Annotated in this window: 15 protein-coding genes; 8 read left to right on the top strand and 7 right to left on the bottom strand. The window is 61.9% G+C overall.

All coding sequences use genetic code 11. The annotated features are described in order from the left end of the window. The first annotated feature begins 42 nt into the window (after window positions 1-42). Window positions 43-1,323, top strand: coding sequence for a uracil-xanthine permease family protein (locus QM609_RS14185; RefSeq protein ID WP_020907537.1), 1,281 nt, complete (start codon window positions 43-45; stop codon window positions 1,321-1,323). Between the two features lie 189 nt (window positions 1,324-1,512). After that, complete coding sequence (locus tag QM609_RS14180; RefSeq protein ID WP_007735194.1) at window positions 1,513-2,655, top strand: acyl-CoA dehydrogenase family protein; 1,143 nt, start codon at window positions 1,513-1,515, stop codon at window positions 2,653-2,655. A gap of 92 nt (window positions 2,656-2,747) precedes the next feature. Here the strand turns inward: QM609_RS14180 and lexA are convergent, their stop codons facing one another. Then, window positions 2,748-3,476: a transcriptional repressor LexA gene (gene lexA / locus QM609_RS14175; protein WP_007735195.1), complete on the bottom strand. Its 729-nt coding sequence runs from the start codon at window positions 3,474-3,476 to the stop codon at window positions 2,748-2,750. Between the two features lie 264 nt (window positions 3,477-3,740). Here lexA and QM609_RS14170 point away from each other — a divergent pair, with 264 nt between their 5' ends. Then, window positions 3,741-4,454 (top strand): LysM peptidoglycan-binding domain-containing protein, encoded by a 714-nt coding sequence (locus QM609_RS14170; protein WP_030535544.1) that lies wholly within the window; start codon window positions 3,741-3,743, stop codon window positions 4,452-4,454. Between the two features lie 194 nt (window positions 4,455-4,648). Further along, the gene (gene nrdR, locus QM609_RS14165) at window positions 4,649-5,146 is read left to right on the top strand and encodes a transcriptional regulator NrdR (protein WP_030535543.1); all 498 of its coding nucleotides are present in this window, start codon (window positions 4,649-4,651) and stop codon (window positions 5,144-5,146) included. Window positions 5,147-5,432: 286 nt separating this feature from the next. Here nrdR and hrpA read toward each other — a convergent pair whose 3' ends face one another. Continuing rightward, entirely contained in the window at window positions 5,433-9,338 is a 3,906-nt protein-coding gene (gene hrpA / locus QM609_RS14160; RefSeq protein ID WP_050655801.1) for an ATP-dependent RNA helicase HrpA, read from the bottom strand. 101 nt (window positions 9,339-9,439) lie between these two features. Between hrpA and QM609_RS14155 the strand changes: the two genes are divergently transcribed. After that, window positions 9,440-10,069 carry a Pr6Pr family membrane protein gene (locus QM609_RS14155; RefSeq protein WP_050655802.1) on the top strand — a complete coding sequence of 210 codons (630 nt, stop codon included), beginning with the start codon at window positions 9,440-9,442 and terminating at the stop codon, window positions 10,067-10,069. On the opposite strand, the gene QM609_RS14150 is transcribed toward QM609_RS14155, so the two are convergent. Next, window positions 10,040-10,357: a DUF2322 family protein gene (locus QM609_RS14150; RefSeq protein ID WP_030535540.1), complete on the bottom strand. Its 318-nt coding sequence runs from the start codon at window positions 10,355-10,357 to the stop codon at window positions 10,040-10,042. The genes QM609_RS14155 and QM609_RS14150 overlap by 30 nt on opposite strands. Window positions 10,358-10,489: 132 nt before the next feature. On the opposite strand from QM609_RS14150, the gene QM609_RS14145 reads away from it, so the two are divergent. Further along, a complete protein-coding gene (locus tag QM609_RS14145) occupies window positions 10,490-11,713 on the top strand; it encodes an aminotransferase family protein (RefSeq protein ID WP_179090770.1) in 1,224 nt (407 codons plus the stop codon). Between the two features lie 2 nt (window positions 11,714-11,715). Here the strand turns inward: QM609_RS14145 and QM609_RS14140 are convergent, their stop codons facing one another. Continuing rightward, the gene (locus QM609_RS14140; RefSeq protein ID WP_042919958.1) at window positions 11,716-11,982 is read right to left on the bottom strand and encodes a hypothetical protein; all 267 of its coding nucleotides are present in this window, start codon (window positions 11,980-11,982) and stop codon (window positions 11,716-11,718) included. A 17-nt stretch (window positions 11,983-11,999) separates the two neighbouring features. Here QM609_RS14140 and QM609_RS14135 point away from each other — a divergent pair, with 17 nt between their 5' ends. Continuing rightward, window positions 12,000-12,698: a hypothetical protein gene (locus QM609_RS14135; protein WP_003942163.1), complete on the top strand. Its 699-nt coding sequence runs from the start codon at window positions 12,000-12,002 to the stop codon at window positions 12,696-12,698. On the opposite strand, the gene QM609_RS14130 is transcribed toward QM609_RS14135, so the two are convergent. The 3 genes from QM609_RS14130 to QM609_RS14120 all read right to left on the bottom strand — a co-directional run bounded on the left by QM609_RS14130 (window position 12,684) and on the right by QM609_RS14120 (window position 14,574). Then, complete coding sequence (locus QM609_RS14130) at window positions 12,684-13,364, bottom strand: PhzF family phenazine biosynthesis protein (RefSeq protein ID WP_050656876.1); 681 nt, start codon at window positions 13,362-13,364, stop codon at window positions 12,684-12,686. The genes QM609_RS14135 and QM609_RS14130 overlap by 15 nt on opposite strands. A gap of 80 nt (window positions 13,365-13,444) precedes the next feature. Continuing rightward, window positions 13,445-13,984 (bottom strand): alkylhydroperoxidase, AhpD family, encoded by a 540-nt coding sequence (gene ahpD / locus QM609_RS14125; protein ID WP_003942122.1) that lies wholly within the window; start codon window positions 13,982-13,984, stop codon window positions 13,445-13,447. Window positions 13,985-13,986: 2 nt separating this feature from the next. Continuing rightward, window positions 13,987-14,574, bottom strand: coding sequence for a peroxiredoxin (locus tag QM609_RS14120; RefSeq protein WP_003942119.1), 588 nt, complete (start codon window positions 14,572-14,574; stop codon window positions 13,987-13,989). Between the two features lie 229 nt (window positions 14,575-14,803). On the opposite strand from QM609_RS14120, the gene QM609_RS14115 reads away from it, so the two are divergent. Continuing rightward, entirely contained in the window at window positions 14,804-15,724 is a 921-nt protein-coding gene (locus QM609_RS14115; RefSeq protein ID WP_050656883.1) for a hydrogen peroxide-inducible genes activator, read from the top strand. The last annotated feature ends 6 nt before the right edge of the window (window positions 15,725-15,730 follow it).

Raw genomic sequence — 15,730 nt, 5'->3', positions numbered from 1 at the left:
GCCTGACCTCTAGTATTTCGACCTGTGATCGAACGAGAAACAATGACCGGGGCCGGCGGAATCGGCTGGACTGTCCACGGAGACGGCAAGCGGATCGCCGACGGAGCCGTCGTGGCGCCGGACGAACGACTGAGTTGGCCGCGCACCATCGGAATCGGGATGCAACACGTCATCGCGATGTTCGGAGCGACACTGCTCGTTCCGACCATCACCGGCTTCCCCGTCACGACGACGCTGTTGTTCTCGGGTATCGGCACCGCGCTGTTCCTGCTCATCACCCGGGGCCGGATCCCGAGCTATCTCGGTTCGTCCTTCGCGTTCATCGCCCCGCTGACGGCGTCGGCAGGATCGGGCCCGGCCGCGCAGCTCGGTGCCGTCATGGCCGTCGGCATCGTGTTGATGTTGATCGGCGTCGCCGTACGTCTGATCGGCAGCCGGGTCATCGACGCCGTCATGCCGCCGGTAGTGACAGGCGCCGTCGTCGCGCTGATCGGTCTCAACCTCGCTCCGACGGCGGTCGGTTCCTTCGAATCGCAGCCGCTGATCGCCACGGTCACGCTCGTTTCGATCCTGCTGGTCACGGTCGTCGGTCCCGGGCTGCTCGGCCGGTTGGGCATTCTGGTCGGCGTAGTGATCGGCTGGGTCTTCGCCGCGGTCATCGGTGGTCTCGACAGTGAACGAGTGTCCGCTCTGCGCGAAGCCGACTGGTTCGGGCTGCCGAGTCTGCACGGACCGTCGTTCGACTGGTCGGTGATCGTGCTCGCGCTGCCCGTGGTGATCGTTCTGGTCGCCGAGAACGTCGGACATGTCAAGGCGGTGTCCGCCATGACGGGTAAGTCCCTCGATGATCTGGCCGGCAATGCGCTGTTTGCAGACGGTCTCGCCACGACCTTGGCGGGCGCCGGCGGCGGATCCGGAACCACCACGTATGCCGAGAACATCGGGGTCATGGCAGCGACGCGTGTGTACTCGACCGCGGCGTACTGGGTAGCGGCCGCCACCGCCGTGATCCTGGCATTTTCGCCCAAATTCGGTGCACTGGTCTTCACGGTTCCGAACGGCGTCATCGGCGGTGCGACGATGGTTCTCTACGGACTCATCGGCATTCTCGGTGTGCGCATCTGGATGGAAGCGAAGGTGGACTTCACCGATCCGGTCAACCTGACCGTCGCCGCTGCCGCACTGGTTGCCGGCATCGGGAACCTGACGCTGACCATTGGTTCGGTCGAGCTGGGCGGCATCGCTTGGGGGTCGATCGGCATCCTGGTCGCCTACCCGATCATGCGATACCTCGCCAAATTCCGTACTTCGAGTAACAGATAACCGCTACAGTCACGAATCGTGATCGTTCGGGTCATCGACGGGTATCGCAACAGGTTCTACCGTCGGAGGCAGTGACGTGGGCCCGCGAACTTCGGCGTGCCCAGTCTCAGCGAAAACATCCCGACCGGGTACATCGTCCCCACCGGGTACATCACTGAAGTGCCGTATATCGAATTGCAAGGAGTCGGCGTGGAGCGCACCCTGTTCGAACCGGAACATGAACTCTTCCGGGAGTCGTACCAGAAGTTCTTGGCACAGCACGTGGCACCGAACCACGAGAAGTGGGAAGAGCAGAACATCGTCGATCGTGACGTCTGGGTCGAGGCCGGAAAGCAGGGATTCCTGGGAACCGCGGTACCTGAGGAATTCGGCGGCGGCGGTGTCAAGGATTTCCGCTACAACGCGATCATCACCGAGGAAACCACCAAGGGTGGCTTCAGTGGTATCGGCTTCACGCTGCACAACGACGTGGTGGCGCCGTACCTCCTGGAGTTGACCAACGAGGAGCAGAAGCAGCGTTGGCTACCCGGATTCGCGTCGGGTGAGCTGATCTCGGCGATCGCGATGACCGAACCGGGTACCGGTAGCGACCTGCAGGGCATCAAGACGAAAGCAGTTCGCGACGGGGACCACTGGGTACTCAACGGTTCGAAGACCTTCATCACCAACGGAATCAACGCCGACATCATCATCGTTGTCGCGTGCACCGACCCGGACAAGGGTGCTCAGGGCTTCAGCCTCCTCGTGGTCGAGCGGGACATGCCCGGCTTCGAGCGAGGACGCAATCTCGACAAGATCGGCATGAAGGCTCAGGACACCGCCGAACTCAGCTTCACCGACGTACGCGTTCCCGCTGCCAACCTGCTGGGCGAAGAGGGAATGGGCTTCTTCTACTTGATGAAGAACCTTCCCCAGGAACGACTCTCGATCGCCGTCGTTGCTGCCGCCGCAATGGAATCGGTTCTCGAGAGCACGATCCAGTACTGCCGTGACCGCAAGGCATTCGGCAAGTCGATCGGCAGCTTCCAGAACACCCGATTCGTACTGGCCGAATTGGCAACAGAGACCACGGCAGTGCGCATCCTGGTGGACAAGTTCATCGAGCAGCTCAATGCCGAGAAGCTGACCGTGCAGGAAGCTGCGATGGCGAAGTGGTGGACCACCGAAGCTCAGGTCAAGCTCATCGACCGCTGCCTCCAGCTGCACGGAGGCTACGGCTACATGAAGGAATACCCGGTTGCCAAGGCGTATATGGACTCTCGTGTGCAGACCATCTACGGTGGCACAACCGAGATCATGAAGGAGATCATCGGACGTTCGCTGAATCTCTGATTCGGGTGATGGACCGCTGATCGTCACGAAAAGACTCTGGGCCCCGGCTGATGCCGGGGCCCAGAGTTTTGTGATCGAGGGTGCGAGCGAACTCAGATCTTCCGCATGACCGTGACAACCTTGCCCAAGATGACGGCGTTGTTGCCGGGAATCGGCTCGAAGAGGTCGTTGTGCGGCATCAGCCACACCTCCTTCTTCGTACGCTTGAACGTCTTCACGGTGGCTTCGCCGTCGATCATTGCGGCCACGATGTCACCGTTCTCGGCGACGTTCTGCTGACGGACGACAACCCAGTCGCCATCGCAGATCGCTGCATCGATCATCGACTCACCGACAACCTTGAGCATGAAGAGCGAACCTTGGCCGACGAGCTCGCGGGGGAGTGGAAACACATCCTCCACAGCTTCCTCGGCGAGGATCGGTCCGCCGGCAGCGATGCGGCCCAGGATGGGGACGAACGCCGGCTCTGGCAGCGGGTCGGCACTGTTGTACTCGCCGGAATGCTTCGACACCGACGCGATGGCGGTATCGGCCGCAACCTCGTCGAGACCCCGAACATCGACTGCACGAGGGCGATTGGGATCGCGTCGAAGGAAGCCCTTGCGCTCCAACGTTCGCAGTTGATGCGCGACCGACGACGTGGAGGTAAGCCCCACCGCATCCCCGATTTCGCGAATGCTCGGCGGATACCCGCGCTCCGTCACCGAATCGCGGATCACTTCGAGAACGCGCCGCTGACGCTCGGTGAGCGTCTCGCTCGACGGAGACGGAACTGCAGAAGCTCCTGCCTCCGCGGCTGTGCTGGAGCGATCGTCCTTCATGGCCTGTTGCCTCCGTGTCTGAAGAAGTCGTGTCTGAAAAACAGCCTGCAAAAGTGCCTGCAAAGTGCCTGGTGCAAGTCGCGCAGAAACCTGTCGGTGCCTCCTGCCAACATTCGAGCTGTCGACAAACACGGAGGCTTTCGCAATTCCCGCTGTGTGGTCTGACACGAATCTAGCCGGATTTGCTCGCGGTTTCAAACATCTGTTCGATTCGTGTCGCTCCAAGTAGAGACATTGTCGGCCAGGCGTGGTAGAAATTCGAACATGCGTTCCATCGAACGCATGATCGAACACATCGATCGGTGTCGACCAGCGGAGGTCACGATGGGTAACGCAGCACTGAAAAGCAACAGGGTTTTCGACGACGCGATTGGTTTCGACGCGTTTGGTTTCGACGGTACGTCGGCACTGAAGTACCACCCCTCGTTCTATGGGCCCGATGCAGACGCTGTGTCCTTCGAACGGCGCGGAGCGGCCGAAATGCATGGCGTGGCCAGGGATGTCGACAACGAACCGCAGGCGGCCGTCGTTCGCCGGGTTCCGGCGGTGGGCGCGGTTTCAGGTTCGCGTTCATTGCGCGAATCTCCTCGCCGGTGGGACAGCGAGCACGATTCGTCACGCCCGTACGGAGGAAGTTTCGCGCACCGAAACAGGGTCGGTGTGTCACGGGTCGAACATGAAGTGGCCGCCGAGGATGTCAGTTGGAAGACGGTTTTCCTGGGCGCCGTATTCACCGCATTCGCAGTGTTGGCGTTGGTGGGGATCGGCGCTTTGTCGAGTGGTGACGTAGCTGCGACAAACGGCGCGACCGAAGTGGTTCGCGTTGCCGCGGGTGAATCCCTCAGTGATATTGCTGCCAAGGTTGCACCTGGCCAGGCTGTCGGTTCGGTGATCGAGCAGATCATGGATCTCAATGCGATGTCGAGTTCCGGACTGTCAGTGGGACAAACGCTGATCGTGCCGGCCTCGGGGCGCTGACCTACCCCGTACCAGGCGGGGGCGTACCGAGCGTGAGAGCAGTCCGTTCACAGCGAGTAAGCTGTCCACTTGACAGTCCCACCACCTCGGGTGGTCGCGTTGAGTACGTGGATCTGCTCTGTAAATCGTCGGAGGATTTGCAGTCGGTAGCGAATCTGAGTTGCGGCCATTTCGGCGACAACGAAGGAACCCCGATGCATTGCCCGTTCTGCCGGCACCCTGATTCCCGAGTGGTCGATTCGCGCGAGGCCGACGAGGGCCAGGCGATCAGGCGGCGCCGTTCGTGCCCCGAGTGTGGCCGCCGATTCACCACGGTCGAGACGGCAGTTCTCTCGGTCGTGAAGCGCAGCGGCGTCACGGAGCCTTTCAGCCGAGAAAAGGTTGTCAAAGGTGTGCGTCGCGCATGCCAGGGCCGCCAAGTGGACAACGATTCGCTGAATTTGCTCGCCCAGCAGGTCGAAGATGCCGTTCGAGCTTCGGGTTCTGCCGAAATTCCCAGTAACGAGGTAGGGCTCGCGATCCTCGATCCGCTTCGAAATCTCGACGAAGTCGCCTACCTGCGATTCGCATCGGTGTACAAGTCCTTCAGCTCGGCTGCGGATTTCGAACGTGAGATCACCGACATGCGCGAGCATGCAGAGACCCGTGCCGCCGAGAAGGCTCCCGGCGCCGAGACCGTTTCCGTCGACTGAGGCCTTCGCCTCAGATAACGCTGAGAGCACAGAGCGGTCTTAGGTAACGCTGAGAACACAAAGCGAACAATCGAACAAATCGGGCACGTTATTCGCTTAGTGTCTACCAGGTACGTTCGTCCGCATCTCGGATCTTCACGGAGGCGTTATGAACTTAGTTGCAGTTCTCGGAGTCGTGAACAGCCTGGTAACCCTCGGGTTCGCCAACACTGTTGCCACCTTTGGCGGTTTCCTCACCAACGTCAACATTCAGACAATCTACTGATCGCGCAATTCTCGCCGAACATCAACGCTTGATCGCTTCGATAGCTTTCAGGACTCGCTTTTCGGAAATCGGTGTGGGTGTACCGAGGGACTGCGCAAACAGGCTCACGCGCAGTTCCTCGATCATCCAACTGATCGCGTCGACATCTCGAGCAGTGCGACGCTCTTCGGGAAGCGAACTCAACAACCGGTCGTACGCTGCGTACACCCGGTCGAGGACATCCATAGCCTGCTGATCTCGTTGTGCACTTGCGGGCAGAGCTTCGAGACGGAATTTTGCTGCGGCAAGATACCGCGGTAAATCGCGTAGGCGGGCCGATCCCAGTTCGGCGACAAATCCCGGAAACAGCAGTGAGGTCAACTGTTCTCGGACGTCGTCGGCTGCCTCGCCGCGCGAGCGGTCCAGCACGACGCTCAGTTGGTGTGCTTGTTCGAGGATCGGAACAATCATGCGCAGGATCGCGGAAACGCGTCCGGCCAGTTCGGAGCGTGCGATCTTCACCAGGGCATCGAACGCTTCAGGCGTGCGTACCGGTCCACCGTGAGCCGCGATCACTTCGTTGGCAGCTGCCACCCGGCAATCTTCGACGAGGGCCTCCAAGCCGCCGTCCGGATTCTGGCCGAGAGCCAGACGCTGCGTGTTCGACAAGCCGGCGGTCACTGCCTTGAGTTGGGTGGGAACGGCCGCGAGGAGAAGCGCCCGCGTACCTTCCCTCATCGCCTGCGCCTGCGCGGCCGGCGTACTCAGGACACGAACGGCAACTCCGCCGTTCTCCGGCACCAGAGCTGGGTAGCCGGTCACCTGCTGTCCGCCGATGGAGCGAGTGATGGTCTGTTCCAATGCGCCCAGCGTTTCGGATGTCCAGACGGTTGCCGCTGCCCGTTCGGTTCCGGTTGCCGCCTTGGCCACTTCCTTCTGCACGCGCGGGGCGAGCGTGCGTCGTAGCTGCGCCAGATCCTTACCCTTCGCGAGAACCTTGCCCGATTCGTCCTCGACGACAAATGTCATCCGAAGATGGTCGGGCAGCGCGGCGGGATCGAAGTCCTTGGCGTCGATCTGGATCCCGCCCAAGTGCGAGAGTTCGCGGGCCATCGCGGTCATCAACGGCTCGGATCGAGGTTTGACTGCTGCCAATGCTGCGGCGGCATAATCCGGAGCCGGAACGACAGCGCGTCGAATGTTCTTGGGCAACGTCTTGATCAGAGCGGTAACGAGATCGACGCGCATACCGGGGACCAACCAGTCGAAGCCGACCGGCTGAAGTTGCGCGAGCAGGCCGACCGGGATGTGCGCGCTGACGCCGTCGTCGTCCTTTCCCGGCTCGAATTGGTAAGTGAGTGGAAACTGCATGTCGCCTTGGCGCCAGGCGTCCGGGTACTCGCCGCCCAGTACTGCAGCTGCGTCGGAGTTGACCACCGTTTCCGGTGTGAAAGTCAGCAGACTCGGATTCTTGCGCCGCTCGGTCTTCCACCACTGGTCGAAATGCTTGGCGGATACGGCTTCCTGGCCGATACGTTCGTCGTAGAACTCGTAGAGAGTTTCGTCGTCGACGAGGATGTCGCGTCGGCGCGCGCGGTTCTCGAGTTCTTCGACGTTGTCGAGGAGTGCACGGTTTTCGTGGAAGAACTTGTGGTTCGTCTGCCATTCGCCCTGCACGAGCGCATGGCGGATGAAGAGATCGCGAGAGGCCTCGGGATCGATTCGTGAGTACGTCACTGCGCGGCCGGTTACCAGAGGAACTCCGTAGAGAGTGACCCGCTCGTATGCCATCGCCGAGCCGCGCTTGGAGGACCAGTGCGGTTCGGAATAGGTCCGTTTCACCAGGTGCGGGGCGAGCTTTTCAGCCCACTCGGGTTCGATACGCGCGGACATGCGCGCCCACAGCCTCGACGTTTCCACGAGTTCGGCGGCCATGACCCAGCGTGGTGGCTTCTTGAACAGTCCCGATCCGGGGAAGATCGCGAAGTGGCTGCCCCTGGCGCCGAGGTAGTCCCGCTTCTCGCCCTCGCGTAGCCCGATATGCGAGAGCAACCCGGCAAGGAGCGACTGATGGATCGCGTTCTCGCTTGCCGGTGTCTCTCCCACTGTCCAGCCGAGACCGCGGGTGATCTGCCGGAGTTGCCCGTGCAGATCCTGCCATTCGCGGATGCGGAGCCAGTGCAGGAACTCGTTCCGGCACATCTTGCGAAACTGGTTGGAGGACAGATCGTTACGTTGTTCGCGTAAGTAGTCCCACAGTTTCAGGTAGGCCAGGAAGTCGGAGTTCTCGACGTTGAAGCGGGCGTGCTTTTCGTCGGCGGCTTGCTGGAACTCGGCGGGCCGCTCGCGAACGTCCTGGATGGACAACGCCGCGACGATGACAAGGGTTTCGTGAAGGCAACCGTTGTTCTTGGCTTCCACCAGCATCCGTGCCATCCGCGGATCCACCGGAATCTGGGCCAGCTCGCGGCCGACCGGCGTCAGTTCGGGGTGGCTGGCCTCGGAACCTCGCGCGATGGCGCCGAGTTCCTCGAGGAGTCCGATTCCGTCCTTCACGGCGCGCTGGTCCGGCGGTTCGACGAAGGGGAATGCCGCGATGTCGCCCAGGCCGAGGGCCGTCATCTGCAAGATCACGGATGCGAGGTTGGTTCGCAGGATCTCCGGTTCGGTGAATGCCGGCCGTGACTCGAAGTCCTCCTCGGAATACAGGCGGATGCAGATTCCTTCGGCGACGCGGCCGCAACGCCCGGAACGCTGACGGGCTGACGCCTGCGAAATGGGCTCGATCGGCAACCGCTGAACCTTGGTGCGCACCGAATATCGCGAAATGCGCGCGGTTCCCGGATCGACGACGTACCGAATGCCGGGAACGGTCAGCGAGGTCTCGGCCACGTTGGTGGCAAGGACGACGCGTCGGCCGGTGTGCGGCGAGAACACTTTGTGTTGCTCGGCAGCAGACAGCCGCGCGTACAGCGGGACGATTTCGGTGTTGCGAAGACGCCGATCGCGTAAAGCATCTGCGGTGTCGCGAATTTCGCGTTCGCCGGAGAGGAAGACCAAGATGTCGCCTTCGCCCTCCGCGCTCAGCTCGTCGACCGCCTCGCAGACCGCGTCGACGGGATCGCGGTCGAAGGTGATGTCGCCGGATTCGACGGTCAGTGGCCGGTAACGCATTTCGACAGGGAATGTTCGCCCGGATACCTCGACGATCGGCGCGGGCTTACCGTCGACAGCGAAGTGCTTGGCGAAGCGCTCGGGATCGATGGTCGCCGACGTGATGATGACCTTGAGATCGGGTCGGCGGGGGAGCAGCTGAGCCAGGTAACCGAGGATGAAGTCGATGTTGAGACTGCGTTCGTGCGCTTCGTCGATGATCAGCGTGTCGTAGCGTCGGAGCATACGGTCGCGCTGAATTTCGGCGAGGAGAATGCCGTCGGTCATGAGCTTGACGTAGGTGCGGTCCGAGACCTGGTCGGTGAACCGCACGGTGTATCCGACGGCGTCGCCGAGTTCGGTGTCGAGTTCTTCGGCGATACGTTCGGCAACGGTGCGTGCTGCCAACCGGCGCGGCTGTGTGTGTCCGATCAAACCGCGGACGCCACGTCCGAGTTCGAGACAGATCTTCGGGATCTGGGTTGTCTTACCCGAGCCGGTCTCGCCGGCGACGATGACAACCTGATTTTCCGAGATCGCGGTCGCGATGTCGTCCTTGCGCTGACTGACGGGCAGAGCTTCCGGATACGAGACTGCGGGAACATTGGCGGATCGTGCCGCCAACCGTGTGCGCGCCGTTTCGATTTCCTCGGCCAGCGCCACCAAAGCGTCTGGTGTGCGGGCACGGTCGAGTTTGCGACGGAGTCGACTCTCGTCGCGGAGTGAGACCTGCGCCAGCGCGCTCTTCAGGTCACTCCGCTTGGGGGAGAGCGGGGCCGGTGGTGTTGTAGACATGCTGATGACAGCCTATCGAACGCGTTCACAACTACCGCTCGCAGATCGTTTTGATGTGCAAATATCGACCAGTGACGACAAATACCGCAAATGAGTCATCGGTGCCTGTCTTGTCGACGCCGATCGCCGTGCGAGCCCTGAGACTGTTGTTTGCTGTGTTCGGACTTGCCGCTTTGCTGTGGATCCCGATCCGTGACGCGGCTGAGCTGTCTCTGTCGAACTATCTGAGCTACTTCACCATCGAGAGCAACATTCTTGCAGTGATCGTGTTGCTGATCGGTGCAATTCGAGATCCACAATCGCAGGCGTGGCAGTCGATCCGCGGGGCGGTGACGCTGTACATGGTGATCACCGGCATCATCTACGCCGTCCTCCTGGCAGATATCGACGTCAATTTGAACGATGCCTGGATCAACTCGGCACTGCATCGGATTCTTCCCCTGGTCATGCTTCTCGACTGGGTGTTCTTCGCTTCGAGGCACAGGATCTCCGAAGCCCGCTCACTGCAGTGGCTGCTGTTTCCGGTGATCTACGCGGTGTACACGTTGATTCGAGGGCCGATCGTCGACTGGTATCCGTATCCGTTCATGGATCCTCGCCACCAGGGCTATCTGGCCCTGTTCATCGGATTCGTCGTACTGGGCATCGCGATGGCCCTGATGGCGTTGGCGGTCAATGCCGTCGGACGGCTGGGAGCCGGGTTACGCGGACGGAACGCTGCGAAGTCCTAGGGGATTGCCGGAGGCGAGCACCTGCTCGAGGCGGTCCACGTTCGGGTGCTTACCGGGGTTCGCCCGGGCGTCCTCGGTGTGCTCGGCGAAGATCGTCAATCCTGCCGAGGCGGCTTCGGGTGTCAGCGCGCCGTAGACCTGAGCGAGATGGTTGTACACCTTGACCGAGCCGGACTTTCCGGGCTTGTTCTCGACGGTGTCGAGGACGGTTCCGTCGGCGTCGAGTACCTCGATGGCGGCCAGATGATCGATGGCGGGCAGTGCTGCAAGATTGTCGGCAAAAGTCATGGTCGACAGATTACGGGTGCGCCCGTGAAAGCCGGTGCCGGGCGAGCGCCGTCGTGCGCGGATTTCCGGTGTCGATATAGTCGCAGCACATCGTTTGCACACCAGCATCGTTTGTATTCGAAGGGGACAATGATGGCTTCGGCATTGTGGCACGGGTTCGCGGACATGGGCGCTGTGGAGAAGAACGGCGCGTTTGTCGTCTCTCGCGGTGAGGGCGCGTACATCTGGGACCGCGAGGGCACTCGGTATCTGGATGCGACGGCGGGCCTGTGGTTCACCAATGTCGGGCACGGGCGCACGGAGATCGCGGACGCGGTGGCGGCTCAGTTGTCGAAAATCGCTCATTTCTCGAATTTCGGTGATTTCGTTCCCGAGACCACGCAGGTGTTGGCGGAGCGTCTGGCGGCCATCGCGCCGGTTGCCGGGAGCAAGATCTTCTTCACTTCGGGTGGTTCGGATTCGGTGGACACTGCGGCGAAGCTGGCTCGCCGGTACTGGCACGAGGTGGGGCAGCCGGAGAAGGCGATCATCGTCGGTCGTCAGAAGGCGTATCACGGAATGCATGTTGCGGGAACAGCTCTGGCGGGTATTCCGGTGAACCGTGAGGGGTACGGCGAGCTGATGGCGGATGCGGCGACGGTCGGCTGGGATGATGCGAAGAGTCTGCTCGAGTTGATCGAGAAGATCGGTGCGAACAAGATCGCGGCGTTCTTCGCGGAGCCGATCATCGGTGCGGGTGGGGTGTATCTTCCGCCGGAGGGGTATCTGGCGGAGGTGCGTGACATCTGCCGTGAGCACGACATTCTGTTTGTCGTCGATGAGGTCGTGACCGGTTTCGGCCGGATCGGTGGTGAGTGGTTCGCGTCTACTCGTTTCGATTTGAAGCCCGACATGATGACCACGGCAAAGGGTTTGACGTCGGGTTATGTTCCGATGGGTGCGGTGTTCATCGCGCCGCGGGTGGCGGAGCCGTTCTATGCGGGTTCGTGGTGGCGTCATGGGTACACCTACGGCGGGCATGCCGGTGCTGCTGCGGCGGCGATGGCGAACCTCGACATTCTCGAGCGTGAGAATTTGCTCGCGGAGTCGAAGCGTTTGGAGGCGTCGTTGCATACGCATCTGCAGCCGTTGGCGGAGCATCCGCGGGTGGCGGAGGTTCGTAGTGGGCTCGGTGCGGTTGCTGCGGTGCAGTTGGCTGATCCGGCGGAGGCGTTGCCGTTTGTGAAGACGCTTCGTGAGCATGGTATTTCGGGTCGCGCGGCGGGTCAGGGTGCGATGCAGATTTCGCCGACGTTTGTGATGACCGATGATCAGGTCGCGGAGATGGCAGCAGGGATCCTCGCAGCCCTCGGCTGAAGTCAGCTGCGGCGCCGGAAGAATTTCTCGATTCGGCGCCGCACAGCGTTGGGCGCAGGTTCCAGTTCCAGAACCTCTTGTTCCGACTGCTTGGCGTACGCCTGGGTGTACCGCTCGTGTAGCACCGAGCGAATCTCGTCCGGAGAGTAGGCCCGACGCTGGCGTTCGCCGCGCGCAACGAGAACCCCGGTGGCGGCAACGCCCATTGCACCGGCGAGGCCGACCAGTTTCCAAACGTGCGAGGCGCGTAGAGGAGTACGGAGTTTCATCCCTCTACGCTAGAGGCATGGACCGACGATTGCTTTCGCAGGTGAGTCTCGACGAGGCCGCCGCCGCCACCCGCACGGGCGACATCTGGATCTTTCGCGGAGAGTCGACGGCGGACCGGGCCATTCAGACACTGACCAACAGTCCCGTCAACCACGTCGGAATGTCGGTCGTGATCGACGACCTCCCGCCGCTGATGTGGCATGCGGAACTCGGTCACTCGCTGCAGGACATGTGGACCGGACGCTTCCAGCGTGGTGTCCAACTGCACGATCTGCGATCGGCCGTTCAGGTCTGGGGCGCCAAGTACGGGCAGCGTGGATGGTTGCGCCAGCTCGACCACGAAGTCACCCGGGAGCAGGAAGACGCTCTGCTCGAGACGATCGCGCGGCTGGACGGTACGCCTTTCCCGTCGACGGCCAAGCTTGCTTCGCGCTGGTTCGGAGGCCGAATCCCGAAGCTGCGCAAGAAGTCCGACGTATCGGCAGTGGCCGTCGAGAGCGCCTACTGCGCCGAAGTGGTTGCCAAGACCTATGAAGCGATGGGTCTGCTCGTCGGCAATCGTCGTGTCAACTGGTTCGACCCGGGCAAGTTCTGGAGTGGAGATCAGTTGCCCCTCGCGCCGGGAGTTGCGCTCGGTGACGAGATCTCGGTATCACTGAGTGCACGTGACCTCGAGGCCGGACGCAATCCCGCCGGGTACTCACAAGGTTCGTGACGGCTCGGCGACGACGCGGCCGCCGACTTCGAGCCAACCTTCCGGAGAGAAGGTGGTGTGAAGCACCGATCCGCGTCCCTGGGTGATGAGCAGTGATTTCCTCAATCGGTCCGTGATGCGCAGCGCTGCAGATCCGGTTGCCTCGTCCTCGGCGATTCCCATCACCGGTGCGAACATGCGTGCGCGGATGGCAGCTTCGAGCTTGTCCTGCCACGCCCACAGATACGAATGATCCGCCTCGTAGTCGGACGGATCTGCGTCGATGACGTCGTCGACCGTGTCCATCGGATAGATCGCGAATTCCGGTGCCCATTCGGCACGCGCGCGTACCCACGTCAAAGCGCCGGATTGGCGGACGTCGACACTGCCGGCAGGAACGTCGAGGGCGCTCACGCGACGGCCTTGTTCGCCCAACCACCACGTGGCACCGACGGTCGGGTGTCCGGCGAAGGAGAGTTCTGCTGCCGGAGTGAAGATCTGGACCCGCGCACGCGAGGCGCCGTCATCCGGAACGTCGATGAAGATGGTCTCGCTGTAGTCGAGTTCCTTCGCGACGGCTTGTCGATCCGATTCTGCAACCGTGGACGCGTCGACGATTCCCAACGGATTCCCGTGCTTGCCGTTCTCGTCCGTGAAGACCCGGACCACACTCACCTCGATACCCATCGGTCCACCCTAGCGCGCGAAAAGCCCTCCCCACCTTCACGGTGGGGAGGGCTCGTCGAACTGCACTCAGGTCCGAGTGATCAGACCTGTGCGGCAGAGAGGATCTCGTTGGCTTCGACAGCCTGTGCGACGCCCGCGACGATGGAACCGGCGCGGATCGCTTCGAAGATGACCTCGCGGTCGACACCTTCCTGGCGGAGGGTGTTCTCGTGAGCTTCGAGGCAGTGGTTGCAGCCGTTGATCGCGGACACTGCAAGCGACCACAATTCGAAGTCGGCCTTGTCGACGCCCGGGTTGCCGATGATGTTCATCCGCAGGCCGGCACGAAGGTCGTCGTACTTACCGTCGAGGTAGCCCTTGGTGCGGTAGAAGACGTTGTTCATGCCCATGATCGACGCTGCGCCGAGAGCGGCGTTGTATGCCTCTGCCGACAGGTTGTCGGCAGCCTCGGAAGCAATCTCCTTGAGCGTGGACGCAGACTTGGTGGCTGCGGCCGTTGCGAGGAGCGTTCCCCACAACTGCTGCTCGTTTAGGACCGTCGTGCGCGCAATGGAACTCAGGTTGAGCTTGAGGTCCTTCGCGTACTCCGGAAGCGAGTTCTTGAGGTTCTCGACGCTCATACTCAGACGCTCGCAGTCAGGAGCTCGCCGGCGTTGATGGTCGGGTCGCCCTTCTTCCAGTTGCATGCGCACAGCTCGTCGCTCTGGAGAGCGTCGAGGACGCGGAGAACCTCGTCGACGTTACGGCCGACGGAACCGGCTGTGACGGAGACGAACTGGATCTCGTTGTTGGGGTCGACGATGAACGTCGCGCGGTCTGCAACGCCGTCGGCGTTGAGGACGCCGGTGGCCTCGGCAAGCTCGCGCTTGAGGTCCGAGAGCATCGGGAAGGGGAGGGTCTTGAGCTCTTCGTGCTGTGCACGCCACTGGAAGTGCACGAACTCGTTGTCGACGGAAGCGCCGAGAACCTGAGCATCACGGTCTGCGAACTCTTCGTTGAGCTTGCCGAATGCAGCAATCTCGGTGGGGCACACGAAGGTGAAGTCCTTGGGCCAGAAGAACACGATGCGCCACTTGCCTGCGTAGTCGTCACTGGTGACGGTGGTGAAGTAGTCATCGGGCTGCTGGGCATCGACCTTGGACAGGTCGCCGCCGATGACAGCCGTGAGGTTGTAAGCGGGGAACTGGTCGCCGATTGTGAGCAGAGCCATGTGTCTCATTCTCCTACGTGTCTCGTGAACAGGAATTTCTTGCGCACACGATCCGGCTGTTCGGACTGTGACGGCCGAACGTGCTGGATCGAGAGGGTTTGTCACCGTCAGCGGGTCGGACGGTTTCGACTGGAGTGTCGAGGTTGTGACCGGCGCTTTTTGGTATGAGTCCATTCTGCATCAAACCGTTCAAAAGGTAAAGGTGATGGGTGGCACTACACTGATAGGCATGTCTGATCAGACTTATCAACCTTCCTTGTCACAGCTGCGTGCCTTCGTGTCGGTCGCCGAGTATCGGCATTTCGGTACTGCCGCAGCGCGTTCCGGTGTGAGCCAACCCACACTGTCGCAGGCGCTGGCAGCTCTAGAGGCGGGGCTGGGAGTCAGACTGATCGAACGCAGTACCCGGCGTGTGCTCGTGACCGCGGACGGACAGCGCTTGCTCGGTCAGGCCAAGCAGATTCTCGAAGCTGCCGACGGTTTCGTCGCGAGCGCGGCCGGCTCCGGCGACTCTCTGACCGGACCGCTACGCATCGGGTTGATCCCGACCGTTGCGCCCTACATTCTTCCGGGGTTGTTGCCGGAGCTGCGCGAGAAGTTGCCGTCGTTGACGCCGCAAATAGTCGAGGATCAAACGGCGCGCCTACTCGATGCACTGCGATCGGGAGCGCTCGACGTCGCGGTGTTGGCGCTTCCTGCCGGAACACCTGGCCTGGTGGAAGTTCCTGTGTACGAAGAGGATTTTGTGATGGTCGTGCCGAACGATCATTCCTTGGCCGGACGTGTCGATCTCACGGCGGACGTGCTCGACGCGCTGCCGTTGCTCTTGCTCGACGACGGCCACTGCCTGCGTGACCAGACGTTGGATCTGTGCCGTTCGGTAGACGCCCATCCGCTTGCCGGCGACACGCGGGCTACCTCTCTCGCGACAGTCGTGCAATGTGTGGCCGGGGGACTCGGGGTGACTTTGGTCCCGGAATCGGCTGTTGCCGTGGAGGTTCGACGCGGGGACTTGTCGACGGCGCATTTCGCTTCGCCGGCTCCAGGTCGCACGATCGGCGTCGTGTTCCGCTCGTCGAGTGGCCGAGCAGAAGGATTCCGTCAGCTGGCCGAGCTGGTCCGTTCGGTCAGCCCGACGGTTCCTCGATGACGTGAC

The organism is Rhodococcus sp. IEGM 1302, from assembly GCF_030056935.1.
In the GTDB taxonomy this organism is placed as follows: Bacteria; Actinomycetota; Actinomycetes; order Mycobacteriales; family Mycobacteriaceae; genus Rhodococcus_F; species Rhodococcus_F qingshengii.
Note: the sequence above shows the minus strand (reverse complement) of the source record. Positions and strands in the feature narration are given on the sequence as shown.

Excerpts from the sequence above, each read along its gene's own strand:
- QM609_RS14185 (WP_020907537.1), top strand. The coding sequence starts at position 43 with ATGACCGGGGCCGGCGGAATCGGCTGGACTGTCCACGGAGACGGCAAG.
- lexA (WP_007735195.1), bottom strand. The coding sequence starts at position 3,476 with ATGAAGGACGATCGCTCCAGCACAGCCGCGGAGGCAGGAGCTTCTGCA.
- QM609_RS14170 (WP_030535544.1), top strand. The coding sequence starts at position 3,741 with ATGCGTTCCATCGAACGCATGATCGAACACATCGATCGGTGTCGACCA.
- nrdR (WP_030535543.1), top strand. The coding sequence starts at position 4,649 with ATGCATTGCCCGTTCTGCCGGCACCCTGATTCCCGAGTGGTCGATTCG.
- hrpA (WP_050655801.1), bottom strand. The coding sequence starts at position 9,338 with ATGTCTACAACACCACCGGCCCCGCTCTCCCCCAAGCGGAGTGACCTG.
- QM609_RS14150 (WP_030535540.1), bottom strand. The coding sequence starts at position 10,357 with ATGACTTTTGCCGACAATCTTGCAGCACTGCCCGCCATCGATCATCTG.
- QM609_RS14145 (WP_179090770.1), top strand. The coding sequence starts at position 10,490 with ATGGCTTCGGCATTGTGGCACGGGTTCGCGGACATGGGCGCTGTGGAG.
- QM609_RS14140 (WP_042919958.1), bottom strand. The coding sequence starts at position 11,982 with ATGAAACTCCGTACTCCTCTACGCGCCTCGCACGTTTGGAAACTGGTC.
- QM609_RS14135 (WP_003942163.1), top strand. The coding sequence starts at position 12,000 with ATGGACCGACGATTGCTTTCGCAGGTGAGTCTCGACGAGGCCGCCGCC.
- QM609_RS14130 (WP_050656876.1), bottom strand. The coding sequence starts at position 13,364 with ATGGGTATCGAGGTGAGTGTGGTCCGGGTCTTCACGGACGAGAACGGC.
- ahpD (WP_003942122.1), bottom strand. The coding sequence starts at position 13,984 with ATGAGCGTCGAGAACCTCAAGAACTCGCTTCCGGAGTACGCGAAGGAC.
- QM609_RS14120 (WP_003942119.1), bottom strand. The coding sequence starts at position 14,574 with ATGGCTCTGCTCACAATCGGCGACCAGTTCCCCGCTTACAACCTCACG.
- QM609_RS14115 (WP_050656883.1), top strand. The coding sequence starts at position 14,804 with ATGTCTGATCAGACTTATCAACCTTCCTTGTCACAGCTGCGTGCCTTC.